Genomic DNA, 26,739 nt, shown 5'->3' with positions numbered 1-26,739 from the left:
AGTTGCCGCACGCCAAAGCAAAAATCCGGGCTTTTGGCGGATAACCCCGCAAAACAAACGGTTGAAGTGATAATCGTTATCACTAACATAGTAGCAACCCAGATTGGCTGTGGTAAAACACGAGTGTGAGGTAGGCCATATGCAAACGGAAAATGTCGGCACTTTTTCTCTGGACGAAAATGTCTGGCAAGGCATTTTGCTCAGTGACAACGCCGTACAACAAATAACGAAACTAATGCAGCAGGATCCACAGGTGAAGGGGCTGCAACTCGGGGTCAAGCAGTCAGGCTGCGCCGGGTTTACCTATGTGCTGGATCTCACCCGTGCTCCTGCTGACGACGACCTGCTGTTTGAACGCGATGGCGCCAAACTGTATGTGCCGTTGAAAGCCATGCCGTTTATCGATGGCACCACGGTAGATTTTGTCCGTGAAGGGCTGAATCAGATATTCAAATTTAATAACCCTAAAGCTCAGCATGCCTGCGGGTGCGGCGAGAGTTTTGGCGTTTGAGCGATGCAATCAACATGACACGAAGCAATGTAGAAATGCCTAATGAAGTGCAGGCTTGGGTCAGCGAAGGTCGCTACAAAGAAGGTTTTTTTACCCAACTGGCCACCGATGAGTTAGCGAAGGGCATCAATGAAGACGTGGTGCGCGCCATCTCTGCCAAGCGTAATGAACCTGAGTGGATGCTGGAGTTCCGCCTTGAAGCCTACCGTGCCTGGCTGCAAATGGAAGAGCCACACTGGCTGAAAGCGAACTACGATCGACTGAACTACCAGGACTACAGCTATTACTCCGCGCCCTCCTGTGGCAGTTGTGACGATGCCTGTGGATCCCAGCCAGGCGCAGAACAGCAACCGGGCGCACCGACCGATAACAACTACCTGACCAACGAGGTTGAGTTGGCGTTTAACCAACTCGGCGTCCCTGTGCGCGAAGGCAGTGAAGTCGCGGTCGATGCGATTTTTGACTCTGTCTCTGTCTCGACGACCTACCGCGAAAAGTTGGCGGAAAGCGGGGTCATTTTCTGCTCGTTCGGTGAGGCCATACACGAATACCCGGATCTGGTGCGTAAATACCTCGGTCGCGTCGTACCGTCCAACGACAATTTCTTCGCCGCACTGAACGCAGCGGTGGCTTCCGACGGGACCTTTGTCTATGTGCCGAAGGGCGTACGTTGCCCAATGGAACTGTCGACGTATTTCCGTATCAATGCCGCTAAAACCGGTCAGTTCGAACGCACCATACTGATCGCCGATGAGGGCAGTTATGTCAGCTACATCGAAGGCTGTTCGGCGCCGGTACGCGACAGTTACCAACTGCATGCCGCGGTGGTAGAAGTGATCCTGCACAAGGATGCCGAAGTGAAATATTCGACAGTGCAGAACTGGTTCTCTGGCGGTGACAGCAAGGGAGGCATCCTGAACTTTGTGACCAAGCGCGCATTGTGTGAAGGCGCAGGTTCAAAAATGTCATGGACTCAGTCGGAAACCGGCTCGGCAATCACCTGGAAATACCCTAGCGTGATCCTGCAGGGGGATAATTCTATCGGTGAGTTCTTCTCGGTAGCCCTGACCAGCGGCCATCAGCAGGCCGACACCGGCACCAAGATGATCCACATCGGCAAAAATACCCGTTCAACCATCATCGCCAAAGGTATCTCTGCCGGACACAGCGAGAATACCTACCGTGGCCTGGTGAAGATCCTGCCGGGGGCAGAAAACGCGCGTAACTTTACCCAATGCGACTCGATGTTGATTGGGCCGGACAGCGGTGCCCATACCTTCCCGTACGTTGAAGCACGTAACAACAGTGCCCAGTTGGAACATGAAGCGACGACATCAAAAATTGGCGATGACCAACTGTTCTATTGTTTGCAGCGCGGCATTAGCGAAGACAATGCCATTTCGATGATTGTTAACGGATTCTGTAAGGACGTGTTCTCTGAGCTACCGCTGGAGTTCGCCGTCGAGGCGCAGAAGTTATTGGCCATCAGCCTGGAACACAGCGTGGGCTAAACGCCGGATTTACAGCGCGACAGCGCGATCTAAGGACACTGCATGTTAAGTATCAAGAATTTAAAAGTCAGCGCGGAAGGCAACGAAATCCTTAAGGGATTGAACCTGGAGATTAAACCGGGTGAAGTGCATGCCATCATGGGGCCGAATGGTTCAGGCAAGAGCACGCTTTCGGCAACGCTGGCGGGACGCGAAGAATATGAAGTCACCGAAGGTGAAGTGACCTTCAAAGGTAAGGATTTGCTTGAGCTGGACCCGGAAGATCGTGCGGGTGAAGGCGTATTCCTGGCCTTCCAGTATCCGGTGGAGATCCCCGGCGTCAGCAACCATTTCTTCCTGCAAACTTCGGTTAACGCCGTACGCAAATACCGCCAGCAAGAACCGCTCGACCGTTTCGACTTCGCTGATTTTATTGAAGAAAAAATTGAATTGTTGAACATGCCACCTGACTTGCTGACCCGTTCGGTCAACGTCGGTTTCTCTGGCGGTGAGAAAAAACGTAATGACATCCTCCAGATGGCGGCGCTGGAGCCGGATCTCTGTATTTTGGACGAAACCGACTCCGGTTTGGATATTGATGCGCTGAAGATTGTCGCTAACGGCGTGAACTCGCTGCGTGATGGTAAGCGTTCGTTCATTATCGTTACGCACTACCAACGTATCCTGGACTACATCAAGCCGGATTACGTCCATGTTCTTTCTCAGGGGCGCATCGTCAAGTCCGGCGATTTCTCTCTGGTGAAACAGTTGGAGGAGCAGGGCTATGGCTGGCTTACCGACGAACAATAACGCGCGCGCGCTGCAACAACTGTATAGCCTGTTTGAAGCACGCGGTGGTGAGCACTCTGCCCATGCATTGGCACACTGGCAACAGGCTTTGCGCTTGGGGTGGCCGACGCGCAAGCATGAAAACTGGAAATACACACCGCTGGAAGGTTTGCTTGAACAGCAGTTCCTTGAGCCACCGGTGGAGCCAGTCACTGCCGCGCAGTTGGATGCGTTGGCGCTGGCGATTGATGCTTATCGGCTGGTCTTTGTTGACGGGCGTTTTTGTGCGGCGTTGAGCGACAGCGACCTGGGTGATTATCAGTTCGACATCGCACCCTACGGGACGTTACAGGCGCTACCCGAACCGATCCAGCCCGAGATCTTTCTGCATCTGACGGAAAGCCTGGCGCAGGAAACCAGCATTGTTCGCGTGGCCGCCGGTAAAATCGCGGCGCGACCGCTGTATCTGCTGCATATCAGCAGCGGACGCGGGGCTGAAGGTGAGGTGAATACCGTGCATCACCGGCATCACCTTGATATTGCGCGTAATGCGCAGGCCGAGGTGATAGAGCATTACGTCAGCCTGAACCAGGCTGCGCATTTCACTGGCGCGCGCCTCACCGCTAACATCGGTGATAATGCTCAATTGAACCATTGCAAGTTGGCATTTGAGAGCCAGCCGAGTTACCACTTCGCCCATAACGATCTGGTGATTGGCCGCGATGCATGGGTGAAGAGCGACAGCTTCCTGTTGGGGGCTGGGCTAACACGGCATAACACCAGCGCACAGCTTAATGGTGAAGGCTCTAATTTGGTGATCAATAGTCTGGTATTGCCGGTCGGTAAAGAGGTGTGTGACACCCGTACTTACCTTGAGCATAACAAAGGCTATTGCGAGAGCCGCCAATTGCACAAAGTGGTGGTCAGCGATCGCGCCAAAGCGGTATTTAACGGCATGATCAAAGTGGCAAAACACGCGATTAAAACCGATGGGCAGATGACCAACCATAACCTGTTGCTGGGTAAGATGGCGGAAGTGGATACCAAACCGCAATTGGAAATCTATGCCGACGATGTGAAGTGCAGCCATGGCGCTACCGTTGGTCGTATCGATGAAGAGCAGCTGTTTTATCTGCAATCGCGCGGCATTGACAAGCACGCGGCGCAGCAGATGATTATCTTTGCTTTTGCCGCTGAGCTGACTGAGGGGATTGGTAACGATCTCATCCGAGAATCGGTACTGGCACGCATTGCGCAGCGCCTGCCGGGGGAGGCCGCATGAGTTTTCCGATTGAACGGGTACGCAGTGAATTCCCGCTGTTGGCGCGTGACGTCAATGGCCAGTCGCTGGCTTACCTCGACAGCGCTGCCAGCGCGCAAAAGCCGCAGGCGGTGATCGATCGCGAGTTGGATTTTTATCGTCATGGCTATGCGGCCGTTCACCGAGGCATCCACACCCTGAGTGCTGAAGCGACGCAGGACATGGAAGCGGTGCGTGAAAAAGTAGCCGCGTTTATTAATGCCGCTTCGGTTGAAGAGATTGTGTTTGTTAAAGGCACCACCGAGGGCATTAACCTGGTGGCTAACAGCTTTGGCCGTCATTTCCTGCAACCCGGTGACAGCATTATCATCACCGAGATGGAACATCACGCCAATATCGTGCCTTGGCAGATGCTGGCGAAGGAACGAGGACTGAACCTGCGTGTTTGGCCGTTACAGCAAGACGGCACCTTGGATCTGGCACAATTGCCTGGCCTTATCGACGCCAGCACCAAATTGCTGGCGTTGACCCAGGTTTCCAATGTGTTGGGGACGGTTAACCCGGTACGCGACATTACGGCGCAGGCGAAGGCCGCAGGCCTTAAGGTGTTGATCGACGGGGCACAGGCCGTGATGCACCAGCAGGTGGACGTACAGGCGCTGGACTGTGACTTCTACGTGTTTTCCGGCCATAAGCTGTATGGGCCTTCCGGTATTGGCATTCTTTATGGCAAGCAGTCACTATTGCAGCAAATGCCACCGTGGGAAGGGGGCGGCTCGATGATTCAGCAGGTCAGCCTGACGCATGGCACAACCTATGCGGAGCCACCGTGGCGCTTTGAGGCGGGCTCACCCAATACCGCAGGCATCATGGGATTGGGTGCGGCGATTGATTACGTGAATGCGCTGGGGCTGGCAGCGATTGGTGATTATGAGCAATCATTAATGCATTACGCACTGGAAGCGCTGCAGCAGGTGCCTACCCTTAAAATCTACGGCCCGGCAGAGCGCGCCGGCGTGATCGCCTTTAATCTGGGTGAACACCATGCCTATGATGTTGGTAGCTTCCTGGACAAGTATGGTATCGCTATTCGCACCGGGCACCATTGCGCGATGCCACTGATGGCGTTCTATAATGTGCCGAGTATGTGTCGCGCTTCATTGGCTGTCTACAACACGAGGGACGACGTGGATCGGCTGGTGGCCGGGTTGCAGCGAATTCATAAACTGCTGGGATAGGGGCGATCGGCGTGCATAGCCGCCGAGTGAATGAACGTCTGTTGTATAAGACATGGGGTCGGCATGCCGGCCCCTAAATTATTGAAAGGATCCTCATGGCGAACTTGCCGGACAAAGATAAGTTAGTGCGTAATTTTTCCCGTTGCCTTAACTGGGAAGATAAATATCTGTATGTCATCGAACTGGGCGCGAAGCTACCGGCACTGGACGACAGTGAGCGTCAGGCGGGAAATCTGATTTCCGGTTGTCAGAGCCAGGTGTGGATTGTGATGCAGCTTGACGAGCAAGGGCACGTTGAGTTTCATGGTGACAGCGATGCGGCGATTGTAAAAGGACTGCTGGCAGTGGTGTTTATTCTTTATCACCATATGACCCCAGAGCAGATTATCGCATTGGATGTTCGTCCGTTTTTTGCCGAGTTAGCGTTGAGCCAACACCTGACACCTTCACGTTCGCAAGGGTTAGAAGCCATGATCCGTGCAATCCGCGCTCAGGCTGCCAAGCTCTGATGTGCGCTAAGACTCATTGATACGTTGCATGATTTCTTGTGTCAGTGAGTCTTTACAAAGACCTGCCCACCTCGCCATTCATCCCGCAAATTAGTGACATATCAGCAGTTTACCTATTGACGTTCTGTTGACAAATGCATAAAGCGATTACGTTATAACATGTTGATTTTTAGAGGACTTATTGCCTTTGACGTCAGCATTGCTAGTATTAATCAGGTCTTGTCTGATTTACCCGCGGCCAGGCGCCAGATAGCCTTGTTGCCGAACCGTAATAAGCATAATAGGGATGATAATGAAACGTGCGTTGAGTTTAATGGGCATGCTGTTTGCCACCGTACTGACCGGCACCCAAGCCGCCAGCGCGAGCGAATACCCGCTGCCGCCGCCAGATAGCCGCCTGATTGGCGAAAACACCACTTATACCGTGCCGAACGACGGGCGTCCGCTGGAGGCCATTGCGGCCGACTATAAGATTGGTCTGCTGGGTATGTTGGAGGCCAACCCCGGTACAGACCCGTTTCTGCCGAAGCCGGGCACGGTATTGACCATCCCGACCCAAATGCTGCTGCCAGACACCAAGCGTGAGGGGATTGTGGTTAACCTGGCTGAGCTGCGTTTGTACTACTACCCGAAGGGCGAGAACAAGGTCATCGTTTATCCTATCGGTATCGGTCAGACGGGGATGCATACGCCGCTGCAGGTGACGTCTGTCAGCCAAAAAATCCCGAACCCGACCTGGACACCGACGGCTAATATTCGTAAACGCTATCAAGAAAAAGGTGTGACGTTGCCTGGCGTGGTTCCGGCCGGTCCTGATAACCCAATGGGGCTGTTCGCCATGCGCTTGGCGATGGGGCACGGTGAGTATTTGATTCACGGTACCAACGCCAACTTTGGTATCGGCATGCGCGTCAGTTCCGGTTGTATCCGCTTGCGGCCAACCGATATCGAGGCGCTATTCAATATGGTACCGCGTGGCACGCGGGTTCAGGTGATCAACGATCCGGTGAAAATTTCCGTTGAGCCGGACGGTAAACGCTATGTTGAAGTGCATCAGCCGCTGTCGAGAGTCGAAAGCGATGATCCGCAAACCATGCCGATCGCACTGTCTAAAACCGAAAAAGCGTTTGTTGGCGATGCACAGACCGATAAGGCCATGTTCGACAGTGCGGTTGTACGCCGCTCTGGCATGCCGGTGCTGGTTAACCTTGGTCAGAACCCATCTGAGGTGAGTTTAACGCCTGTAGCCTCGCAGGAAGCGAATAAAGGCTTCTTCAAAGGGGCACCCATCAGCTCTGTGAATTAAAATGTGCTTATAACGGGTATTACTGAGGGGTTCAGCGTGCTGAGCCCTTTTTTTTGCCTGGTGGCAAGAGGGAATTCATCGGGGGGATAAACAGACAAAAAAAACGGCGCACAATGTGCGCCGTTTTCATTAACCGAAGCTAACTTACTTTTTGTAAGCGTGAGCTTGGTTGTCCAGGCGCTGGTTAGCACGTGCTGCGTCGTCTTTAGCTGCTTGAACGTCAGAACGGATTGCGTTCACGTCGTTGCTCAGCTGGTCAACTTTAGCGTTCAGAGTCTGAACGTCAGAAGACAGTTGATCGATTTTAGCATTGCTAGAGCAGCCTGCCAGCAGAGTGGAACCCAGGATTACCGCGCCCAGTACCAGTTTAGTACGATTCATTATAACACCCTCTAGATTGAGTTAATCTCCATGTAGCGTTACAAGTATTACACAAACTTTTTTCGAAAGAGAATAATTTTTTTGTATTGGAGTGCTTTATTTTGATCGTTCGCTCAAACTTGCATCTTCTTTTGAAAAATAGTTAAAAAATGTAGGGAAAACAGCCGGATTCCATGGGACAACTCCGATTTGTAATTAGCCAAATAATGAGCAATCGATGGTTGCGTTTTTGATAAAATAGTTTACTAGTGCTAAAAAAAACGCCGCAAAGCGGCGTTTTTGTCAAAATAATTATGTCACGTTTTATATTAGAGCACGTGAACCGAGGCCGTATTGGTGGTGCCACTTGGTACCAGTGCACCAGAAACCATCACCACAACGTCGCCTTTTTGTGCAAGACCACTGGCCAGTGCCGCTTCTTTACCAATGCGGTAGAAATCGTCGGTGGAGGCGATTTCTTTAACCATTTGTGGAATCACGCCTTTGCTCAGAATGAGCTGGTGAGCGGTGACTTCATTGGTGGTCAGCGCCAGGATCACAGCGTTAGGGAAGTATTTACGCACGGACTTGGCTGATTTACCGCCGCTGGTGGCGACGACGATCAGTGGCGCATCCAGCTTTTCTGCGGTTTCAACCGCGCCGCGGCATACCGCTTCGGTGATGCGCAGTTTGCGGTTGTCATTCAGGCTGTCGATACGGCTTGGCATCACGCGATCGGTGCGCTCACAGATGGTCGCCATGATGGTAACGGCTTCCAGCGGGTACTTACCCTTGGCGCTCTCACCTGACAGCATGACGGCGTCGGTACCATCCAGAATGGCGTTGGCAACGTCGCCAGCTTCTGCACGGGTAGGGCGCGGGTTTTTGATCATGGAATCGAGCATCTGCGTTGCGGTGATGACCACTTTGCGTGCACGGTTACATTTTTCAATCATCATCTTCTGCGCGAAGATCACTTCTTCTACCGGGATTTCCACACCCAGGTCACCGCGAGCAACCATGATGCCGTCAGAGGCTTCGAGGATCTCGTCGAAGTTGTTCAGGCCTTCCTGGTTTTCGATTTTAGAGATGATCTGGATCTGCTCGCCGCCGTGGGCTTTCAGGTGTTCACGGATTTCCAGCACGTCTGAACGTTTACGGATAAAGGACGCAGCAACGAAGTCTACGCCTTGCTCGCAGCCGAAAATCAGATCGCGCTTGTCTTTTTCTGCCAGTGCAGGCAACTGAATAGAAACGCCCGGCAGGTTAACGCCTTTGTTTTCGCCCAGGTCGCCGCTGTTCAGCACCTTACAAACCACTTCGTTTTCGGTCACGTTGGTGACTTCCATACCGATCAGACCATCGTCTACCAGCACGGTGTTGCCGATTTTCAGGTCAGCACTAAAACCTGCGTAAGTGACCGCGACACGTTCATTGTTGCCGATAACGCTCTGATCGGTAGTGAAAGTGAAAGTCTGACCTGCAACCAGTGCGGCGTCTTTGCCGCCTTCCAGTTTCATGGTGCGGATTTCCGGGCCTTTGGTATCCAACAGGATGCCTGCGTTCTGACCGGTTTTCGCCATTACGGCACGCATGTTCTTGATGCGGTTGCCGTGCTCTTCATAATCACCATGTGAGAAGTTCAGGCGCATTACGTTCATGCCGGCATTCAACAGGTTGGTCAGCATTTCTTCCGATTCGGTTTTTGGACCGATGGTACAAACAATTTTGGTCTTTTTCATGACGGATTTTTCTACAAGTTGTGATGGATAAAGAAACGAATAAAACCAGCGGTCAGGCCACTGATAAGGGATTTGAGTCGTGCCTGGTGATACAAAACAAAGTTAAGGATAGGTGACCAGAGTTGAAATGGGGCGGAAAAATTCAGCCCGCGCCGGGATGCGGGGATGCTGCGCAACGAGATGAGGTGAAAATATGTTGTTATTGCGTTTTCGCAGATCAAGGGCTGAAACCATTCAACTGAAAGACGTTGCGCATTATAAAGGCTAAGCGGCGGGAAACAAAATAAAAAACCGATGCTAAATCGCGGAACCGTCAAATCAGCAGCAAATGTGGCGCAAATGCAAACCAACAGCAGGTGTTTGTTGCGCAAATAACCCCTCTGTAAATACAAGTACCGTCGAGGGTTAGCTTGACGTGATGATTTCCCACAGCGTACCGGCAGACAAACAGAAGCAGCCACTCGCGGTATTCGCGGGGATCGTGACGGTTTCACCGGCGAGTACTATCTGGGTGTCGCTGCCTACGGTGAATTCAAACTCACCAGAGACTACCCGTGTTTGCAACGCGTGGGGGTACTTTTGCAGTTGGCCGAAGGCACCCGCGTCAAAGTTGACTTCTGTGGCGCGTGCTCCGTCGTTCATTTTCCCTTGTCGGCGGGAGAGACCATTGTCGAGCTTCTCAAAGGGCGTCTCTGCGGTAAATGTCAGCATGGGATCTGTCCTGATAAGGTATTCGCCTTGATGATAGGGTATATGGCCTGCGATGGCAGAAACAAAAGTATGGGGCCGTGCTGGCGAGTTAACAATAGCGTGAGTGTTAAGCTGATAGGGCAAGTTTGAGAAAACAACGCTTTGGTGCGTCCGAGTGGACTCGAACCACCGACCCCCACCATGTCAAGGTGGTGCTCTAACCAACTGAGCTACGGACGCACTGCACTGCTTTAGAAATTTGGTGCGTCCGAGTGGACTCGAACCACCGACCCCCACCATGTCAAGGTGGTGCTCTAACCAACTGAGCTACGGACGCACTGTACTGCTCAGGAATTTGGTGCGTCCGAGTGGACTCGAACCACCGACCCCCACCATGTCAAGGTGGTGCTCTAACCAACTGAGCTACGGACGCATCTTTTCCTGTCTGTCATGGCTGACAGCGGGGACGAATATTAACGAGCTACCCGCGTGCTGGCAAGGAGAAAAACGTAATTTTATCCGGTATTTCACGCGATTGCTGCGCTTATGTGCAGTGCGGTGGTTTTTTCCGCAAACTCTGGCGATGAAGCCGTCGGCCGGTTTAGCTACCGGCCGACGGTGGTGTTTAGCGGGTCGAGCGTTGCAAGATGAGTGTGGCGGGTTGTTTTTGCAGCCAACGCATACGCAAAGCCATCATGATGGCGGCAAAGGTTAGCCCGATGATAAATCCAATCCAGAACCCGCTTGGCCCCATTGCCGGTACGACGACATCCGTCAGTGCCAACAGATAACCGCTTGGCAAACCCAGTACCCAATAAGCGATAAAGGTGATGAAGAAGATTGAGCGGGTGTCTTTATAACCGCGCAGAACGCCGCTGCCAATAACCTGAATCGAATCGGATATCTGGTAAATCGCCGCCAGCAGCATCAGTTGCGACGCCATTGCCACAACCGCCGGGCTGTCGTTGTACAGCAGGGCAATGTGTTCGCGGAACGTGGCGGTAAACAGCGCGGTACAGCAGGCCATTAAGATGCCGACGCCGATGGCCGAATAAGCGGCAATCCTTGCGCCTTCGACCGAACCTTCGCCCAACCGGTAGCCGACGCGAATCGTTGCGCTGACGCCCAGTGACAGAGGCAGGACGAACATCAATGCGCTGAAGTTCAGTGCAATCTGGTGTCCCGCGACGGAAACAATGCCGAGCGGCGACACTAACAGAGCAACAATCGCAAACAGCGTGACTTCAAAGAACAGGGCCAACGCAACCGGCAGGCCAATGCCGAACAAGCGTTTGATCGCTGGCCAGTCTGGCCGTTTGCTGCTGCCTTCGTGCGGGACAATATCGCGCTGCGACGGTGCACGTCGCACGTACCAACGCATCGCCAGGAACATAAACCAGTAGACGCTGCCGGTCGCCACACCGCAGCCGACACCGCCCAGTTCCGGCATACCGAACTTACCGTAAATGAAGATGTAGTTAATCGGAATATTGACCAACAAACCGAGAAAGCCAATAACCATACCGGGTTTGGTTTTTGACAGCCCTTCACATTGCCCACGTAACACCTGGAAGAACAGATAGCCTGGCGCCCCCCACATGATGGCATGCAGGTATCCTACGGCTTTATCGGCCAGCTGCGGGTCAATGTTGTGCATCATGTCGATAACAAACTTGCTGTTATACAGCACTACAATGACCAACACGGAGACGGTCCCAGCCAGCCAGAACCCCTGACGGACCTGATGAGCGATACGATCGCGCCGGCCTGCACCATTAAGCTGTGCAATGACCGGTGTCAGCGCGAGCAGCAAGCCGTGACCAAAGAGAATGGCCGGCAGCCAGATGGAGGTACCGACGGCGACGGCAGCCATATCCGTGGCGCTGTAAGCACCTGCCATGATGGTATCGACGACGCCCATTGCAGTCTGTGATATTTGCGCGATGATTACCGGGATTGCGAGGGCCAATAAGCTACGCGCTTCAATGAAGTACTTCTGCACGCATACACCTTTTCTAATTATTTATGATGAAGGGAAGGGTTGTCGCGAAAGGACAACAATTAAAAATAGCGGAATTTTGTACAAAAATATTGTACCCGCTCGGCGTCGTTAAGCAAATGCTGCGATGAAATAGTTATTAAATGCGCAGGTGCAGGTTTTTTGTCTCCTCGGGTTTGGTTTTCCTCGCTAACTGGGGCAAACTGCCCCAAGCGCTTTAAACATTGTAGAAAGAAGAGGCCCACATGTTCACCGGTATCGTACAAGGCACCGCGCCGCTGGTCGCCATTGATGAAAAATCCAACTTCCGCACTCACGTTATCGACATGCCGACTGAACTCTTGCCAGGGCTAGAGCTCGGTGCATCGGTAGCACACAACGGCTGCTGCTTGACCGTCACTGCGGTAGAGGGCAACCGCGTTAGCTTTGATCTGATCAAAGAAACGCTGCGTTTGACTAATCTCGGTGATCTGGTGTTGGGGGATGTTGTCAACATCGAACGTGCAGCCAAGTTTAATGATGAAATTGGCGGTCACCTGATGTCCGGCCATATTATCTGCACGGCGGAGGTAGCCAAGATTTATACCTCCGAAAATAATCGTCAGGTGTGGCTGCGCATGCCGAATGCAGAATTGATGAAATACGTTCTGCACAAAGGCTTCATTGGCATTGATGGTATTAGTCTGACTATCGGTGAAGTCGTGAATAATCGTTTTTGCGTGCATCTGATCCCGGAAACGCTGGAACGCACCACGCTGGGTAAAAAACGCCTGGGTGATAAGGTAAATATTGAGATAGACCCGCAAACGCAGGCGGTGGTGGACACCGTTGAGCGTGTTTTAGCGAGCCGTGAAGCGGCGATGGCGGCGGCGAGCTCGCTGTCGCAGAAGATCTGACGGACGACAAACCAGAGAGGAGCAAACGCGTGAAGTTTTATGGGAAAACGTTGATGTTAACGGCGCTGTTGGCGCTGAGTGCTTGTAGCAGTTCGCCTGAACAGGGCGCGGCCAACCCGGCAGTAGACGCAGAAAATGATACCTGCGGTGCGGCACAGTACCAGAGCTATGTCGGTAAACCGATGTCAGCGCTTGAAGGCGTGCAGATTGATGCTCAGGTGCGCGCTATTCCGTATAACTCAGCGGTCACGATGGACTTTAACCTGCGCCGTCTGAACTTCCTGGGTGACAGTGATGATAAAATCATTCGCGTTTATTGCGGCTGATTCCTATTAGGTCATCAATGTATAAAAAGAACCCCGGCTAACAGGCCGGGGTTCTTTTTATTGCAGAGTGTCAGCGCGGAACGCGGATGCCACCTTCAACGCCTTTCGGGCTGAATACTACCTGCCACAGTTGAATATCCCGCGCGCGGAATGCGCCGGCGCAGGCGTTCAGGTAATAACTGAACATGCGTTCGAAGCGATCCGAATAACGTTGGGAAAGTTCTGGCCAGGCCTGTTTGAATCGCTCGTACCATGCCATCAGCGTGCGATCATAATCAGCGCCAATATTGTGCCAGTCCTCCATCACAAAATGCCCCTCGCTGGCCTGAGCGATATGTGAAACGGAAGGCAAACAGCCATTCGGGAAGATATATTTGTTGATCCACGGATCAACATTCATATCTGTCCGATTCGAACCGATAGTGTGCAGCAGGAATAAGCCGCCCGGTTTTAAATTACGTTCAACAACATTGAAGTAGGTGCGGTAATTTTTAGGGCCGACGTGCTCAAACATGCCGACAGAAACGATCCGGTCAAACTGTAGGTCCAAATCGCGATAATCTTGCAGCAGGATTTCGACATCCAGCCCGGCACAGCGCGCTTGCGCCAACTTTTGCTGCTCGGCAGAAATGGTGACACCGACCACGGACACGCCAAAGTTTTTTGCTGCATAAGCGGAAAGGCCGCCCCAACCGCAGCCAATATCCAGCAAACGCATACCCGGTTGTAGCTGCAGCTTTTCGCAAATCATCCGCAGCTTGGCCTCTTGCGCCTCTTCCAGCGTGGTTGCCTCTTTCCAGTAGGCGCAGGAATATTGCATATAAGGATCGAGCATCTGCGTAAACAGGTCGTTCCCCAGATCATAATGTTCTTTACCGACAATCCAGGCGCGTTTTTTCGATTGCAAATTGGTTAATCGCGCGGCGGCAATTCGGAGGGTATCTTTGAGATGGCGGGGGAGTTTCTTTTCCAGGCCAGCGCGGACCACATGGTGAAAGAATATATCCAGCCGTTCACACTCCCACCAACCGTCCATATAGCTTTCGCCAAGGCCAAGGGAGCCTTCCTGCAGAACGCGTTTAAAAAAACTGGGATTTTTAACCTGAATATCGAATGGGCGTGAGCCGTTTATTTCAATACCGGCCATGCTGAGCATTTCATGAGCGATACGATACCATTGGTTATCCTGAATGCTCACATCTTCTATACACGATGAACTCATAGCTTCTCCATCACCTTCTTCTGACTTATGACCCGTCAAAAAATAGCTTAGACAAATTCTGCGGGTGCATACGTTTACCTACGGTAAAAAGGTCCCGTGGCGTCTGATATCCGACTATGAACAGAGGAAAATTTTAAGAAGGTTCCTGCGCAAGAAACGCGGGAAAGGCAATCCTTAAAAAAGTGTGACGCCATACGCGTACACAACAGCAATTTGTGATAAAGAAATTATAAAAGTGTTATTTTAAAAGGTCGTTTTGAGTATAGGCTTGCCGAGGCGCTTACTCAACTGTAAATCGCACTCGGCAAAAATATTCTTTAAGTGATTATTAATAATGACAATTATGACGCAGGGTTAGCATGTTCCTGCTGTGTTACGCGTCTATCGTCCTCCACTGTTCCCCGTTGCCACACATAGCCCAATGCGGCCAACAACACGGTTGAAACCATTACCGTCACCGTTGCCAATAACGGTTGGGCAATAAATGCCGAAACCAACATACTGGCGACAAAACACAAACCCAACTGCAAGGTGTTTTGCAAGGCTGCGGCTTTACCCGTGCCCTCAGGGAACGGCGTCAACGCATTCGCCACTACGATTGGATAGGTGGCGCCGTTAACGAGTGCCATCACGCAGAACGGAATCAACAAGGTGGTCAGCGTTGGCTCAGTCAGTGTGGCAACCAGGTATAGCGACACCATACTTATGCCATAAGCTACCAGCAGCCAGGGTAATAAGGTGTTGCCATTCATGCGGTTTAGCGCGGTGCGGCAACCATAACCCCCCAATAAGAACGCCAGCGTCTGTGGCACGTAGCTCAGACCAATATCGTTTGGGCTGTACCCCATATCACCAAGAATAAACGGCGAACCGGTCAGCCAGGCGAAGAAGCCGGCTGAGCAGGCGGCAAAGATCATGACGTTACCGCTGAAAGCACGTGATTTCAGGAGCTGGAAGAACGTTAGGCCGTTTTTCTTATTGGCGGAAGACACCGCTTTGGCGTTTTCTTTCAGCAGTAATGTCGGCAGTAATAAAACAACGGTGATGCCCAGCAGCACGGCGAAAATGGCGCGCCAACCCATGTGGTTTAACAGCCATGCCCCGACCAGCGGTGCCAATGCGGGGGAAAGTGCCACCAGTGGCATGATGGTGGCGAAAACGCGGTTTGCCTTACCTTCACGATAACGGTCAATGACGAGCGCTTGCCAGGTGACCGCGGCGGAACAGACCCCAATCGCCTGGATAAAACGCAGCGACCAGAGCTGAACGGCATTCTCTACCCACAACATCCCCAGGCAGCCCAAGGCAAACAGGGCCAGACCAATCAACAGCACGGGCTTACGGCCAAGGTGATCGGAAAGCGGACCCCAGAGCAATTGTGCAAAGGCAAAGCCCGCCAGGAAGATACTCAAACTGGCGCTGATCGCCCCGGCAGAGATTTGCAGGTCTTGTTGCATCACGCCAAAAGCGGGCAAGTACATGTCAGTAGCCAGGTAACCCAGCATACTCAGGCCGGCAAGATAGAACATAAAGCCAAAGGAATTTCGCATGGTATTTCTCGTTAATATTTTATTGTCGCAGGTTTTTAGCGCCGGCAAGTGTATCCGGCTGGATCTCTGCTTGTGAAACGGTAATATTTGCAAAGTGCTGTTAAAAAAATTGAAGGCAAAGCCATGTGGTCTGAATATTCTCTTGATGTAGTGGATGCGGTCGCCCGAACCGGCAGTTTCAGCGCAGCGGCGCAGGAGTTGCATCGGGTACCTTCGGCGGTCAGTTATACCGTGCGGCAACTTGAGCAATGGCTGGCGGTACCGCTGTTTGAGCGCCGTCATCGCGACGTGGAACTGACGCCTGCCGGCGTGCTATTTATTCAGGAGGCGCGCGGTGTCATCAAAAAAATGCTCGACACGCGTCGGCAGTGTCAGCAGGTGGCCAACGGCTGGCGTGGCCAGTTGAAAATTGCCGTAGATATTATCGTCAAGCCTCAACGTTGCCGTCAGTTGGTGTTGGACTTTTATCGGCATTTCCCTGACGTTGAATTATTGGTTCAGCCAGAAGTGTTCAACGGCGTCTGGGATGCGTTGGTGGATGGGCGTGCTGATATGGCGATAGGTGCGACACGGGCCGTGCCGGTCGGCGGTGGGTTTGCCTTTCGCGATATGGGCGATATGCGTTGGTTGTGTGTGGCCAGCCCGCAACATCCACTGGCGGCTCAGGATGGCGTGTTAAACGATGATCAGCTACGGCCTTTCCCATCGCTCTGCCTGGAGGATACCTCACGCAATCTCCCCAAGCGTGTCACCTGGACGTTGGATAACCAGCGGCGGTTGGTGGTGCCGGACTGGTCGTCGGCGGTGGATTGCCTGTGCGCCGGATTGTGTGTCGGGATGATGCCTGCGCATCAGGTCTTGCCGTTAGTACAACGTGGCGAGCTGGTGGCGTTACAGTTGCAGGAGCCGTTCCCAGCCAGCCCTTGTTGCCTGACGTGGCAGCAAAATACGCCTTCCCCGGCGATGGCCTGGCTGTTGGACTATTTAGGGGACAGTGAAACGTTGAATCAGGAATGGTTAAGCGAAGTGACGCCGGAAACCGCAGTGGCTTCCGGCGCGAATGACTAGCGGCGGTAATCGATGAACGGGCCGTCAGCAACCGAACGGCGCTCAACCAACTTGGGATGCACCTCAATCACCTGTGATTCTTCACGCTTGCTGATGATGCGATCCAACAACATGGTGAATGCCATCTCACCCAAACGCTCTTTGGGCTGATGAATAGTGGTCAGCGCCGGGGTGAAATAGCGCGCATTGCGCACGTTATCGTAGCCAATGACCGAGATGTCTTGAGGCACGCGTAGCCCAAGCTCATCGGCGGCGCAGATAGCCCCCATTGCCATGATATCGCCACCACAGAATACCGCTGTCGGACGCTGTTTCTGCGACAGTATCTGGTGCATGGCCTTGTAGCCGGATTCTGGCTCAAAGTCACCCTGGACGATCCACTCGTCGCGCACGTCGATATGGGCTTCCTCCATCGCTTTTAAGAAGCCCTGATGGCGCCCGCCCCCAGTGTTACGTGACAGTTGGCCGGGAATGGCGCCGATATCGCGGTGTCCGCGTTCGATCAGATAGCGCCCAGCCAGATAGCCACCTTCGAACGCGTTATCAATGATGGTATCAGTAAAATCACCGCGTGCGGCGCCCCAGTCCATGACAACCATTGGGATGTTGCGGTAATCTTCCAGCATCCCAAGCAATTGGTCCGGATATTCTGAACACATCACCAACAAGCCATCGACGCGCTTTTGCGCCAGCATTGCCAGATAGGCACGCTGTTTGTCCAAATTGTTGTGCGAGTTACACAGTATCAGCGTATAGCCTTTGCTGTAGCAGCTGTTTTCTACCGCTTCGATCACTTCAGCAAAGTAGGGCGCTTCACTGGAGGTTGCCAGCAGGCCAATCGATTTGGTGTGATTGACCTTCAGACTGCGCGCCACTGCGCTGGGTGAATAATGCAGCTCTTTAATTGCGGCACTCACGGCCGCTTTAGTCTCTTCGGCGACGAAACGAGTCTTATTGATGACGTGCGAAACGGTGGTGGTGGAAACGCCAGCGCGTTTGGCCACATCTTTAATCGTTGCCATGTAAAGAATGACTCCTGAACTCACATGTTGCAGTATGTAAGTGTGATGTTAATCGTTTGCCTGCGTAGATCCTTCTCCAAAGAAGCGAAAACTGAGTTTTTAGTGTGTTGAAGTCGTCAGCGCTTGGTCAGGAGGGGCATTTTTGCCGGTACACAGTTGTGAACTGCGAATTTTGTCCCATATTGAGCAAAAGGGGAAGAGGTAATCGGTATTATAAACCGGGAAATGATAACAAGATTTTATTGGCCAACTGTGTGAAAATGGTTTGACGCATTAATTGTGTGCCTTTTATCCTTGGGAAAACCAATCTGAAAAGGAGTTGTAATGGATACCGATCTGAAAATGTCACTGTTCACCACTGTCTGTGCGCTGGCCGTGATTATTGCTTTTAGCTTCACTGCAGCATTGAACTGATCCCCGAAGTAAAAACAGGCGCCGCTTCGTGCGCCTGTTTGCCTTATCCCACGCTATGCCAGATTTTTCTCCACAAATGCCCAGTTAACCAGCGCCCAGAAGTTCTCCAGGTAAGTCGGGCGGGCGTTGCGGTAATCGATGTAGTAGGCGTGCTCCCACACGTCGACGGTCAGCAAGGGTTTATCTTCGCCGGTCAGCGGCGTGCCCGCGTTCGACGTGCTGACAATGGCCAGCGAGCCGTCAGTCCTCTTCACCAGCCAGGTCCACCCGGCGCCAAAGTTTTTGATTGCGGCATCGCTGAATTGTTCTTTAAAGGCAGCGAAAGAACCAAACGCCTGATTGATAGCAGCAGCCAATGCGCCCTGAGGCTCACCGCCGCCCTGTGGCGATAAGCAGTGCCAATAGAAGGTGTGGTTCCATACCTGAGCGGCGTTGTTGAAAATGCCGCCGCTGGACGCCTTGATAATCGCCTCCAGAGACAACCCGTCGAACTCGCTGCCTTTCAGCAAATTGTTCAGGTTGACCACATAGGCGTTGTGATGCTTACCATAGTGGTATTCGAGCGTTTCTGCGGAGATGTGGGGTTCGAGTGCGTTCTTCGCATAGGGTAATGCAGGTAGTTCAAACGACATTGCTTCCTCCTTATACAGGATCCATCCGACAACCCATAAATGGACTACAGATTGACCTGTTTTTATTGTGGGTATTTAGCTTATCAATTTTCACGATAAAAATCAGGGATGAGTCGGAGAAAAGCACAGGTGGGGAACTAACAGTTAAAGAAGCAAACAGAGGAAAGCGGCTGGGAAGGCCAGCCGCAGAGCGCATTATCGAATGGTTTTCGGCGTCACCACACGGCGTGCGCCAATGTAGTGGTTTTGCCAGTAGTCGTTGTCGAGCTGGCTGATGCGAATTTCTTCACCCGTACGCGGGGACTGAATGAATTTGCCATTGCCCAGATAGACACCGACATGGTCAGCTACGCCGCGGTTATTAATGCGGAAGAACACCAGGTCACCACTTTCCAGTTCGTTTTTCTTGATCGGTGCAGCGTCGCGCAGGTGATACATTTCGTTAGCGGTACGCGGCATTTTGATTTTTACCACGTCTTTATAGGCGTAATAAATCAGACCGCTGCAGTCAAAACCGGTTCTTGGTGACGTGCCGCCCCAGCGATAAGGTTTGCCCATTTGATCCATCAGCTTGGCCATCGCGGTTTGCTTGGCGTGCTGATAGCGTTTCTTGTGGGCTGGGGTGAGCTTCAGCGGTTTTTCATCACGTGCCAACTTAGCGGTTGCCATACCGGCTTCACGATGACGACCATAACCTTTTTTGTAACCCTTTTTCGGTGGGGTCACTTTGATTTTGGCGGTTTGTTGAGTTTTGTGTTTCGATTTGGCGCTGACAACCTTTTTAGCGGCTTTTTCTGTCTTGGCTTTGGTAACCTTGGCTGTTTTTTGCGGGGTGGTGACTTTTACTTTTTTGCTGCTGGCCTTAACCGCTTTCTTTTTCTTACGGTCATCTGGCCGGGCTTCGTTTACGTGGCTCTTGCGCTGTTCAGCGGCAATACGCGCCTGTGGCGCTGCGTGCGCCAAATTGAAGAATAGCTGTGTAAACAACAGCACAAAAAGCGTAAGAATTAAACGCATGTCGACGTTACCAACCTTGGCCCCGGAACAGATATCGAAAGAATGACAGTATTCCCGAATTTCGCCATATAAAACAGCGAAGAACTCATAAATGATAATCCATATTGTGAGAAAACGTTAATGACATTTTTTTTGCTGAAAAATCAAACTGTTGATGTATAAAAAATCAACAACAAACGCGTGGGGAATTATTAAACGACGTGTTCTGGTGAAAAAATATAATAGTGAAATGGCCAAGTTAAAAATGTTATTCTGTGCGTATGTTTTGGTCGGAAAGCGCTGGCCGATGACATGCGACTGACAATGGGGAATGCCCTTGCAAAAGATGGCGTTTTCTTGTGACGGTTTCAGCCGCTACAATAGCCTGTGTGATGCATGTTGTAGCCATGAGATTTGGCTTGAGGAAGCAATATAATGACGACGACGATTGAAAAAATTCAGCACCAGATCGCTGAGAACCCAATTCTGCTGTACATGAAAGGTTCACCGAAATTGCCAAACTGTGGTTTCTCCGCACAAGCCGTGCAGGCATTGTCTGCCTGTGGCGAGCGCTTTGCCTACGTTGACATTTTGCAGAACCCGGACATCCGTTCCGAGTTACCGAAGTACGCCAACTGGCCGACGTTCCCACAGCTGTGGGTCGACGGTGAACTGGTCGGCGGCTGTGATATCATCATGGAAATGTATCAGCGCGGCGAACTGCAACAGCTGATCAAAGAAACGGCAGAGAAGTACAAACAGCAGGAAGACCAGCAGCCATAACCGGCTCGGTTTAATTGTTGGACGAGAGTCGGGCGGTGCCAGTTGATACTGAGCCGCCCGATTTTTTTTCGCTAAACGCATCGTTTTTCTGTTGCTGCGTATAGCGTCTTTGCAACGATAGAGCTCGTTGAACGATGAGCCCTGATACGTAATTCAGAGCGCTTCGTCGGTATTGTCGGTAGCCAACGGCCAGCCACCAAGGCGCTTCCAGCGGTTAACCAGTTCACAGAACAACTGAGCGGTTTGCTCTGTGTCATACAATGCTGAGTGTGCTTGCGCGCTATCGAATGGAATGTTGGCGGCAATACAGGCTTTAGCCAGTACCGTTTGCCCCAGCACCAGCCCACTCAATGCCGCAGTGTCGAAGGTGGCGAACGGATGGAAAGGGTTGCGTTTCAGGCTGGCGCGCTCCGCTGCAGCCATCAGAAAGCTGTGATCAAAATTGGCGTTATGCGCCACAATAATCGCTCTGTTACACCCCCGGTCCTTGATACCTTTGCGCACGGCTTTGAAAATCGCGTGCAGCGCATCGTGTTCGCTGACTGCGCCACGCAGCGGGTTGCTGGGGTCGATGCCGTTAAAGGCCAGCGCTTCTGGCTGCAGATTAGCGCCTTCAAAAGGTTCTACGTGGAAGTGCAGGGTTTCGTCCTGCTGCAACCAGCCGTTTTCATCCATTTTTAACGTCACGGCGGCAATTTCCAGCAGTGCGTCAGTTTTGGCATTAAATCCGGCGGTTTCTATATCTATAACTACGGGGTAAAACCCACGAAAACGGCCACTCAGGGCGTTAAGATCACTTTTTTCGGCCATCAGTTTCTTATCTTCATCGAATGCAGCGCGCATTATGGCAAATTTTGCGCCCGGTTGCAGGCGGTTATCACGCGGATAAAAACAAGGGCGCAAAAAGCGCCCTTGATGATCGATCTCAGTGGCCGAGACCATGGCCGGCGTGTTTATTTTCGATCAGCTCAATCTTGTAACCGTCGGGGTCTTCAACAAAGGCGATGACCGTGGTGCCACCTTTGACAGGACCGGCTTCGCGGGTGACGTTGCCGCCTGCATTACGGATGCTGTCACACGTCGCGGCGACATCGTCAACACCCAGAGCCAGATGACCGAACGCGGTGCCCATTTCGTAGCTATCGGTGCCCCAGTTATAGGTCAGCTCAATCACCGCACCTTCGTTTTCATCGGTATAGCCTACAAACGCCAACGAGTATTTGTATTCAGGGTTCTCGCTGGTACGCAGCAAGCGCATGCCTAATACCTTGGTATAGAAGTCGATGGAACGTTGTAAGTCACCGACGCGGATCATGGTATGGAGTAAGCGCATAATTCCTCTGATTGGATGTGCCGTTGCCAGCGGCGGATGGATTGAAGCGAAAACCAGTATAGCGTTGCCGCATAAAGGATTTCAATGTAAGCCACGGAGGGGGGCGCAATGTACTTGCAGTGACATTGTCACTGACTCTTGCTGTCATGCAACAAGCGCACACATTGTCGGCGATAGGAGCCTGAAAATCGCTACTATAGAAGTATTGCGGAGCACCGTACGGCCTGATAACGAATAAATGTCTGGGTTGGATGGGGTAGTTTATCAATTAGGATCTTGTTTATATGGTTGTTTATTTTTCCAGTGCAGATTTACTCCCCTTGCTGGAGGAGCCGACAAATGGATGAAATGCTGATACTGGTAGATGCCGAGGATAACGCCATTGGTTCACAAACAAAAATGCTGGTGCATCAGCAGGGGTTACTGCATCGGGCATTTTCAATATTTATATTTGATAGCCAGGGGCGTTTGCTGTTGCAGCAGCGGGCTTTCAGTAAATATCACTCGGCCGGTTTATGGACCAACACTTGCTGCGGCCACCCGCGATGGGGAGAGTTAACGTTAGCCGCAGCGCAGCGTCGGTTGCAGGAAGAAATGGGTTTCAGCAGTGAGCTGCAGCAGGTATCCAGCTTTACCTATCGCGCAGAGGTGCCGGGCGATTTAATTGAGCACGAATTCGATCATATCTGCGTGGGGCTGTTTAACGGCGAACCGCAGGGCGATCCTGCAGAGGCAAAGAGTTGGCTGTGGATTGACCCTCAGCAATTAACCGATGAGATGCAGCGTAATCCAGATAACTTTACCGTTTGGTTTAGAACCATAATGGATAATATTGACGCCAATGAAATAGCACGTTGGGCGGCGCTGGTGGCCCGTTGAATTCATTCCTGAACATGCGGAGATAACGGTCTCTTTCTGCTGCCTTTTGGGAACAATGCTAAAAGCCCACCAATGCTTTCTCTGGCGGGCTTTTTTACTTAAATAAACATTCTTACGGCACAGTAGATCAATAACGCCGACAAAATAACATTGATCGTGCGGCCATGATATTGGAATAGAGACTGGAATATATGCCCAGCAAGCCCCCAAACCAAATTACCCATTGAACCAATAAAAGCCAATAAAATGCTAACGCATATGACTATAAACATATCGTGAGTATAGGGTAAAACGAATGTAGAAATTGCCGTGATGCCGTACAAAATTATTTTAACATTAACAAACTGAAGCCAAAAACTGACCCAGAAACTCAATGGCCTTGCCGCATCATCGTCCGCTGAGGGATTACTGGTGGCTATCCGCCAGGCCAGCCAAAGAATATAGGCTGCACCCGCCCAAGAAAGCCAGTGAGTAACAGAGGGGAGGAGGCTAATTAATGTGAATGTGAAAACTGCACAAAGCAGCATAAGGATCAGGAAGCCTGCACTCATCCCGGACAATACCCGCAGGCTCCGGCGAAAACCATGCTGATTAACTGAATTTAAAGCAAGAATATTGTTCGGTCCTGGGGTTAACGCTGTAATAAGTGTATATGTAAGAAATCCACTGATGATGGCTGATGTCACTTGTCTTCTCCTCGTTTTTCCAACATATTAACGCATCCGAAAAGGTCAAAATAACGAATATTTTCAAACTCTGACTTTCATGGTTTCGATTGAATTTGGAGGGCACCATGGACTTACGACGCTTTGTTACGTTGAAAACGGTGGTTGAAGAAGGGTCTTTTTCAAAAGCATCACAAAAGCTGTGTTGCACACAGTCAACGATAACTTTTCATATTCAACAACTTGAACAAGAACTGTCGCTGAAGATTTTTGAGAAGATTGGCCGGCGGATGGTTTTGACATCTGCGGGGAAAAAACTCATGCCCCAAGTTCATGAACTGACACGGGTGCTTGAAGGGATACGCCAAACGACACAGCATGACGCTGAATTGGCGGGTGACTTGAGGATAGGGATCGGCGAAACCCTGCTGGCGTATAAAATGCCGGAAGTACTACAACTCTTTAGGGCTAAGGCACCCAAAGTTCGCATATCCTTACAATCGCTCAATTGTTATGTGATCAGAGATGCTCTCTTGGCAGACCAAGTGGACTTAGGTATTTTTTATCGTGTAGGCAATGATGATGCACTTGAAATGACCAGTTTTGGCAGCCAAGATTTGGTATTAGTCGCATCACCGTCGTTTCAACAGATTGATTTTATGAAGCCAAATCGTCATATACCTGTAAGTTTCATTATTAATGAGCCTCAGTGTATCTTTCGGCAAATATTCGAAAGCACGTTAAGGGCGCGGCAGATCACTATTGAGAGCACAATTGAGCTGTGGAGTATTGAAAGCATAAAGAAATGTGTCATGAGTAATCTGGGTATTTCTTTTCTGCCTCGTTTTACCGTTGAACGTGAGCTTAATACGGGGGGGCTTCAAGAAATTATATTTTCAGACGTGCCTTTGTCAATAACGGCTCTGTGTGCTCACCATAATGACAAAACCGTCAGCCCAGCAATGCGCGCATTCATCGATTGTATGAAGGAATGTTTGCCATTGAACGTCGAAAACGCATTGGTAGAACGTTAAGCTGCAGTTTATGTCTTATACGAAGGGCTCGCGTTTTTTTACCGCTATTTTCCATCATCAATATAAAACGGGGCCACATGACAAATGTGGCCCCGTTATTTTACGCGTCTTACTTTTCAGATAAGAAAGGGTAGTCGGTATAACCCTCGGCACCGCCGCCGTAGAAGGTAGCAGGTTGTGGTTCGTTGAGTGCCGCATTTTGTTTGAGGCGCTCAACCAAATCCGGGTTGGCAATATAGCTGCGTCCAAAGGCGACTGCATCGATAAAGCCTTTATTGATCAGTTCTTCTGCTTTTTCGGCGGTATAGGCACCGGCACCGACAATCACCCCTTTAAAGTGGGCGCGTACCGAATCGCGGAACGCATCAGAATAAGGTTTACCACCCGCCCAGTCCGGTTCGGAAATGTGCAGGAATGCAATGTTACGCTTGTTCAATTCTTCAACCAGATACAGCGCTGCGTCTTCCTGATCTTCGCCGTTATCCAGGCCGTTGAATGGACCCAGTGGTGAAATACGGATACCTATATGTTCTGAGCCCCATTCAGCAATGCTCGCATCCACCACTTCCAGCGTCAGGCGAGTGCGGTTTTCAATGCTGCCACCGTATTGATCGGTACGCTGGTTGGAGGCCGGCGCCATAAACTGGTGCAGCAAGTAACCGTGTGCGGCATGCAGTTCGATAAAGTCGAAACCGGCTTCACGTGCGTTGGCGGTGGCCTGACGGAAATCGTTAATGATGCCAGGGATTTCTTCTGTTTCCAGCGCGCGTGGCGTCGAGGTTGGGACGCGCACCCAGGCGCCTGTTTCGTCACGTACGGTGGTGCGGGTATCAGCATTGATCGCAGAAGGGGCAACAGGAGCTTGCTGACCCGGTTGCAGGCTGTTATGCGAAATACGGCCCACGTGCCACAGTTGTACGGCAATATGGCCATTTTTGTCGTGTACGGCCTGGGTGATCTTTTTCCACGCGGCGATTTGTTCTGGGGTATGCAGCCCTGGTGCGCCGGCATAGCCTTTCGCCTGGAAAGAGATCTGGGTCGCTTCGGTAACGATCAGACCTGCGCTGGCGCGTTGAGCGTAATATTCGCCCATGAGAGGCGTAGGAATATCGCCGGGTTCAATGCTGCGCAGACGCGTCAGAGGGGCCATAAACACGCGGTTTGGCAGGGTTACAGCGCCAACCTTCAATGGGGAGAACAACTTTTCAATCTTCATAGTGCATCCTATATTAATAGACCGGTCGACTAGTAACGAGCAAAGAATTGCCCAACAGGGGAATCCTTGATGAATCTATCGTTGTGTGTTTAGGGTTGCGCTGGGCGCAACAATAACTCAATACTTTCCAGCGCGCTGGTCAGCGGTGCAAGCGAGCGGCGGATTTTGGCGCGCAGTGAGGCACCAAGCCACAGTGAATACAAGGTTTCTGCCGTTGCCGCCGGGCTCATGGCTATTGACAGTGAGCCTTCACGAATACCGCGTTCAATTGCGTCTTGCAGATGGCCAATGACCCGGGCTGTGCCCGTTTCCAGCGCATGGCGCATGGGCTCCGACAAATCGCTCACCTCTGCGGACAGCTTCACCGCGAGGCAGGCGTTATGACATTCGCTGCGACAATGGTAGCTGATCGCCTGGGCGTAATAACTCAGCAACTGGTGGCGCGCATCCGTTTTATCATCAGCGAACAGCTGCTGCATCGCGGCATCATAGTGCCCGAAATAACGCTGTAGCATCGCTTCGCCAAAGGCTTCCTTCGAGCGGAAGTAATGATAAAACGACCCTTTCGGCACACCCGCCGTCTTCAGTAATTCGCTCAACCCCATGCCGGTAAAACCAAGGCGCAGGCTGAGCGTCTCGCCAGTGGCGAGCAAATGTTCACGGGTATCTGTAGGGCAATGCGCATGTTTAGTCATAATGGTTGCTAGCATAATAGACCGATTGGTCTAGGTCAATAAGAAAAAAACCGGCGTAAAAACGCCGGTGTCGATGAAGGGTATTTTGCCCGAGCGGGGCGCAGAAGTTAAGC

Annotated in this window: 28 protein-coding genes and 3 tRNA genes; 14 read left to right on the top strand and 17 right to left on the bottom strand. The window is 51.7% G+C overall.

Annotated elements, in window-relative coordinates; genetic code table 11:
* Positions 1-139 precede the first annotated feature (139 nt).
* From sufA to ACI2J2_RS06735, 7 genes are all read left to right on the top strand, one after another.
* Positions 140-511 carry a Fe-S cluster assembly scaffold SufA gene (sufA, locus tag ACI2J2_RS06765; RefSeq protein ID WP_404759716.1) on the top strand — a complete coding sequence of 124 codons (372 nt, stop codon included), beginning with the start codon at positions 140-142 and terminating at the stop codon, positions 509-511.
* A gap of 14 nt (positions 512-525) precedes the next feature.
* Positions 526-2,022, top strand: a complete 1,497-nt coding sequence (gene sufB / locus ACI2J2_RS06760) for a Fe-S cluster assembly protein SufB (RefSeq protein WP_037418869.1) — start codon at positions 526-528, stop codon at positions 2,020-2,022.
* Between the two features lie 42 nt (positions 2,023-2,064).
* Positions 2,065-2,811 carry a Fe-S cluster assembly ATPase SufC gene (gene sufC / locus ACI2J2_RS06755; RefSeq protein ID WP_209633036.1) on the top strand — a complete coding sequence of 249 codons (747 nt, stop codon included), beginning with the start codon at positions 2,065-2,067 and terminating at the stop codon, positions 2,809-2,811.
* Positions 2,786-4,072: a Fe-S cluster assembly protein SufD gene (gene sufD / locus ACI2J2_RS06750; RefSeq protein WP_404759715.1), complete on the top strand. Its 1,287-nt coding sequence runs from the start codon at positions 2,786-2,788 to the stop codon at positions 4,070-4,072. The genes sufC and sufD overlap by 26 nt, the downstream gene beginning before the upstream one ends.
* Entirely contained in the window at positions 4,069-5,289 is a 1,221-nt protein-coding gene (gene sufS / locus ACI2J2_RS06745) for a cysteine desulfurase SufS (RefSeq protein WP_209633038.1), read from the top strand. Before sufD ends, sufS begins: the two co-directional genes overlap by 4 nt.
* 95 nt (positions 5,290-5,384) lie before the next feature.
* Positions 5,385-5,798 carry a cysteine desulfuration protein SufE gene (gene sufE, locus ACI2J2_RS06740; protein ID WP_404759714.1) on the top strand — a complete coding sequence of 138 codons (414 nt, stop codon included), beginning with the start codon at positions 5,385-5,387 and terminating at the stop codon, positions 5,796-5,798.
* 292 nt (positions 5,799-6,090) lie between these two features.
* Complete coding sequence (locus ACI2J2_RS06735) at positions 6,091-7,104, top strand: L,D-transpeptidase family protein (protein ID WP_404759713.1); 1,014 nt, start codon at positions 6,091-6,093, stop codon at positions 7,102-7,104.
* A gap of 144 nt (positions 7,105-7,248) precedes the next feature.
* On the opposite strand, the gene ACI2J2_RS06730 is transcribed toward ACI2J2_RS06735, so the two are convergent.
* The 7 genes from ACI2J2_RS06730 to ACI2J2_RS06700 all read right to left on the bottom strand — a co-directional run bounded on the left by ACI2J2_RS06730 (position 7,249) and on the right by ACI2J2_RS06700 (position 11,898).
* The gene (locus ACI2J2_RS06730; RefSeq protein ID WP_004943717.1) at positions 7,249-7,485 is read right to left on the bottom strand and encodes a major outer membrane lipoprotein; all 237 of its coding nucleotides are present in this window, start codon (positions 7,483-7,485) and stop codon (positions 7,249-7,251) included.
* 308 nt (positions 7,486-7,793) lie between these two features.
* Positions 7,794-9,206, bottom strand: coding sequence for a pyruvate kinase PykF (gene pykF / locus ACI2J2_RS06725; RefSeq protein ID WP_037418669.1), 1,413 nt, complete (start codon positions 9,204-9,206; stop codon positions 7,794-7,796).
* Positions 9,207-9,611: 405 nt separating this feature from the next.
* Positions 9,612-9,917 (bottom strand): cupin, encoded by a 306-nt coding sequence (locus ACI2J2_RS06720; RefSeq protein WP_404759712.1) that lies wholly within the window; start codon positions 9,915-9,917, stop codon positions 9,612-9,614.
* Positions 9,918-10,059: 142 nt separating this feature from the next.
* Positions 10,060-10,136 (bottom strand) — tRNA-Val (locus tag ACI2J2_RS06715).
* A gap of 20 nt (positions 10,137-10,156) precedes the next feature.
* Positions 10,157-10,233: transfer RNA gene (locus tag ACI2J2_RS06710), tRNA-Val, on the bottom strand.
* A 19-nt stretch (positions 10,234-10,252) separates the two neighbouring features.
* Positions 10,253-10,329: transfer RNA gene (locus ACI2J2_RS06705), tRNA-Val, on the bottom strand.
* A gap of 192 nt (positions 10,330-10,521) precedes the next feature.
* Positions 10,522-11,898, bottom strand: a complete 1,377-nt coding sequence (locus ACI2J2_RS06700; protein ID WP_209633042.1) for an MATE family efflux transporter — start codon at positions 11,896-11,898, stop codon at positions 10,522-10,524.
* A gap of 242 nt (positions 11,899-12,140) precedes the next feature.
* Here ACI2J2_RS06700 and ACI2J2_RS06695 point away from each other — a divergent pair, with 242 nt between their 5' ends.
* A complete protein-coding gene (locus ACI2J2_RS06695) occupies positions 12,141-12,791 on the top strand; it encodes a riboflavin synthase subunit alpha (protein WP_404759711.1) in 651 nt (216 codons plus the stop codon).
* Between the two features lie 29 nt (positions 12,792-12,820).
* Positions 12,821-13,117: an I78 family peptidase inhibitor gene (locus tag ACI2J2_RS06690; RefSeq protein WP_265556142.1), complete on the top strand. Its 297-nt coding sequence runs from the start codon at positions 12,821-12,823 to the stop codon at positions 13,115-13,117.
* A 70-nt stretch (positions 13,118-13,187) separates the two neighbouring features.
* Here the strand turns inward: ACI2J2_RS06690 and cfa are convergent, their stop codons facing one another.
* A complete protein-coding gene (gene cfa / locus ACI2J2_RS06685; protein WP_265556141.1) occupies positions 13,188-14,339 on the bottom strand; it encodes a cyclopropane fatty acyl phospholipid synthase in 1,152 nt (383 codons plus the stop codon).
* A 341-nt stretch (positions 14,340-14,680) separates the two neighbouring features.
* Positions 14,681-15,889 (bottom strand): purine nucleoside transporter PunC, encoded by a 1,209-nt coding sequence (punC, locus tag ACI2J2_RS06680; protein WP_209633046.1) that lies wholly within the window; start codon positions 15,887-15,889, stop codon positions 14,681-14,683.
* 123 nt (positions 15,890-16,012) lie between these two features.
* Between punC and punR the strand changes: the two genes are divergently transcribed.
* Positions 16,013-16,957 carry a DNA-binding transcriptional activator PunR gene (gene punR, locus ACI2J2_RS06675; RefSeq protein ID WP_209633047.1) on the top strand — a complete coding sequence of 315 codons (945 nt, stop codon included), beginning with the start codon at positions 16,013-16,015 and terminating at the stop codon, positions 16,955-16,957.
* Here punR and purR read toward each other — a convergent pair.
* Entirely contained in the window at positions 16,954-17,979 is a 1,026-nt protein-coding gene (gene purR / locus ACI2J2_RS06670) for an HTH-type transcriptional repressor PurR (protein ID WP_209633048.1), read from the bottom strand. The two genes, punR and purR, sit on opposite strands and share 4 nt — an antisense overlap.
* Before the next feature lie 324 nt (positions 17,980-18,303).
* On the opposite strand from purR, the gene ACI2J2_RS06665 reads away from it, so the two are divergent.
* A complete protein-coding gene (locus ACI2J2_RS06665) occupies positions 18,304-18,393 on the top strand; it encodes a YnhF family membrane protein (RefSeq protein WP_004943739.1) in 90 nt (29 codons plus the stop codon).
* Between the two features lie 53 nt (positions 18,394-18,446).
* Here ACI2J2_RS06665 and sodB read toward each other — a convergent pair whose 3' ends face one another.
* Positions 18,447-19,025 (bottom strand): superoxide dismutase [Fe], encoded by a 579-nt coding sequence (gene sodB, locus ACI2J2_RS06660; RefSeq protein ID WP_209633049.1) that lies wholly within the window; start codon positions 19,023-19,025, stop codon positions 18,447-18,449.
* A gap of 195 nt (positions 19,026-19,220) precedes the next feature.
* A complete protein-coding gene (locus ACI2J2_RS06655; protein ID WP_209633050.1) occupies positions 19,221-20,042 on the bottom strand; it encodes a C40 family peptidase in 822 nt (273 codons plus the stop codon).
* 414 nt (positions 20,043-20,456) lie between these two features.
* On the opposite strand from ACI2J2_RS06655, the gene ACI2J2_RS06650 reads away from it, so the two are divergent.
* Positions 20,457-20,804 carry a Grx4 family monothiol glutaredoxin gene (locus ACI2J2_RS06650; RefSeq protein WP_061807546.1) on the top strand — a complete coding sequence of 116 codons (348 nt, stop codon included), beginning with the start codon at positions 20,457-20,459 and terminating at the stop codon, positions 20,802-20,804.
* Positions 20,805-20,957: 153 nt separating this feature from the next.
* On the opposite strand, the gene rnt is transcribed toward ACI2J2_RS06650, so the two are convergent.
* On the bottom strand, positions 20,958-21,647 hold the full coding sequence (gene rnt / locus ACI2J2_RS06645; RefSeq protein WP_209633051.1) for a ribonuclease T: 690 nt from the start codon (positions 21,645-21,647) through the stop codon (positions 20,958-20,960).
* Between the two features lie 82 nt (positions 21,648-21,729).
* Entirely contained in the window at positions 21,730-22,137 is a 408-nt protein-coding gene (gene gloA, locus ACI2J2_RS06640) for a lactoylglutathione lyase (protein ID WP_209633052.1), read from the bottom strand.
* 339 nt (positions 22,138-22,476) lie between these two features.
* On the opposite strand from gloA, the gene idi reads away from it, so the two are divergent.
* On the top strand, positions 22,477-23,016 hold the full coding sequence (gene idi / locus ACI2J2_RS06635) for an isopentenyl-diphosphate Delta-isomerase (protein WP_209633053.1): 540 nt from the start codon (positions 22,477-22,479) through the stop codon (positions 23,014-23,016).
* A 98-nt stretch (positions 23,017-23,114) separates the two neighbouring features.
* Here idi and eamB read toward each other — a convergent pair whose 3' ends face one another.
* Positions 23,115-23,702 (bottom strand): cysteine/O-acetylserine transporter, encoded by a 588-nt coding sequence (gene eamB, locus ACI2J2_RS06630; RefSeq protein WP_209633054.1) that lies wholly within the window; start codon positions 23,700-23,702, stop codon positions 23,115-23,117.
* Positions 23,703-23,809: 107 nt separating this feature from the next.
* Between eamB and ACI2J2_RS06625 the strand changes: the two genes are divergently transcribed.
* Positions 23,810-24,715 (top strand): LysR family transcriptional regulator, encoded by a 906-nt coding sequence (locus ACI2J2_RS06625; RefSeq protein ID WP_404759710.1) that lies wholly within the window; start codon positions 23,810-23,812, stop codon positions 24,713-24,715.
* Positions 24,716-24,824: 109 nt separating this feature from the next.
* On the opposite strand, the gene ACI2J2_RS06620 is transcribed toward ACI2J2_RS06625, so the two are convergent.
* Together ACI2J2_RS06620 and ACI2J2_RS06615 are read right to left on the bottom strand one after the other, a co-directional pair.
* A complete protein-coding gene (locus tag ACI2J2_RS06620) occupies positions 24,825-25,931 on the bottom strand; it encodes an alkene reductase (RefSeq protein ID WP_265556137.1) in 1,107 nt (368 codons plus the stop codon).
* Between the two features lie 89 nt (positions 25,932-26,020).
* The gene (locus ACI2J2_RS06615; protein WP_209633057.1) at positions 26,021-26,641 is read right to left on the bottom strand and encodes a TetR/AcrR family transcriptional regulator; all 621 of its coding nucleotides are present in this window, start codon (positions 26,639-26,641) and stop codon (positions 26,021-26,023) included.
* Positions 26,642-26,739: the final 98 nt, after the last annotated feature.

Origin of the sequence: Serratia sp. NPDC087055, from assembly GCF_044900985.1 — a bacterium.
GTDB lineage: Bacteria > Pseudomonadota > Gammaproteobacteria > Enterobacterales > Enterobacteriaceae > Serratia.
Note: the sequence above shows the minus strand (reverse complement) of the source record. Positions and strands in the feature narration are given on the sequence as shown.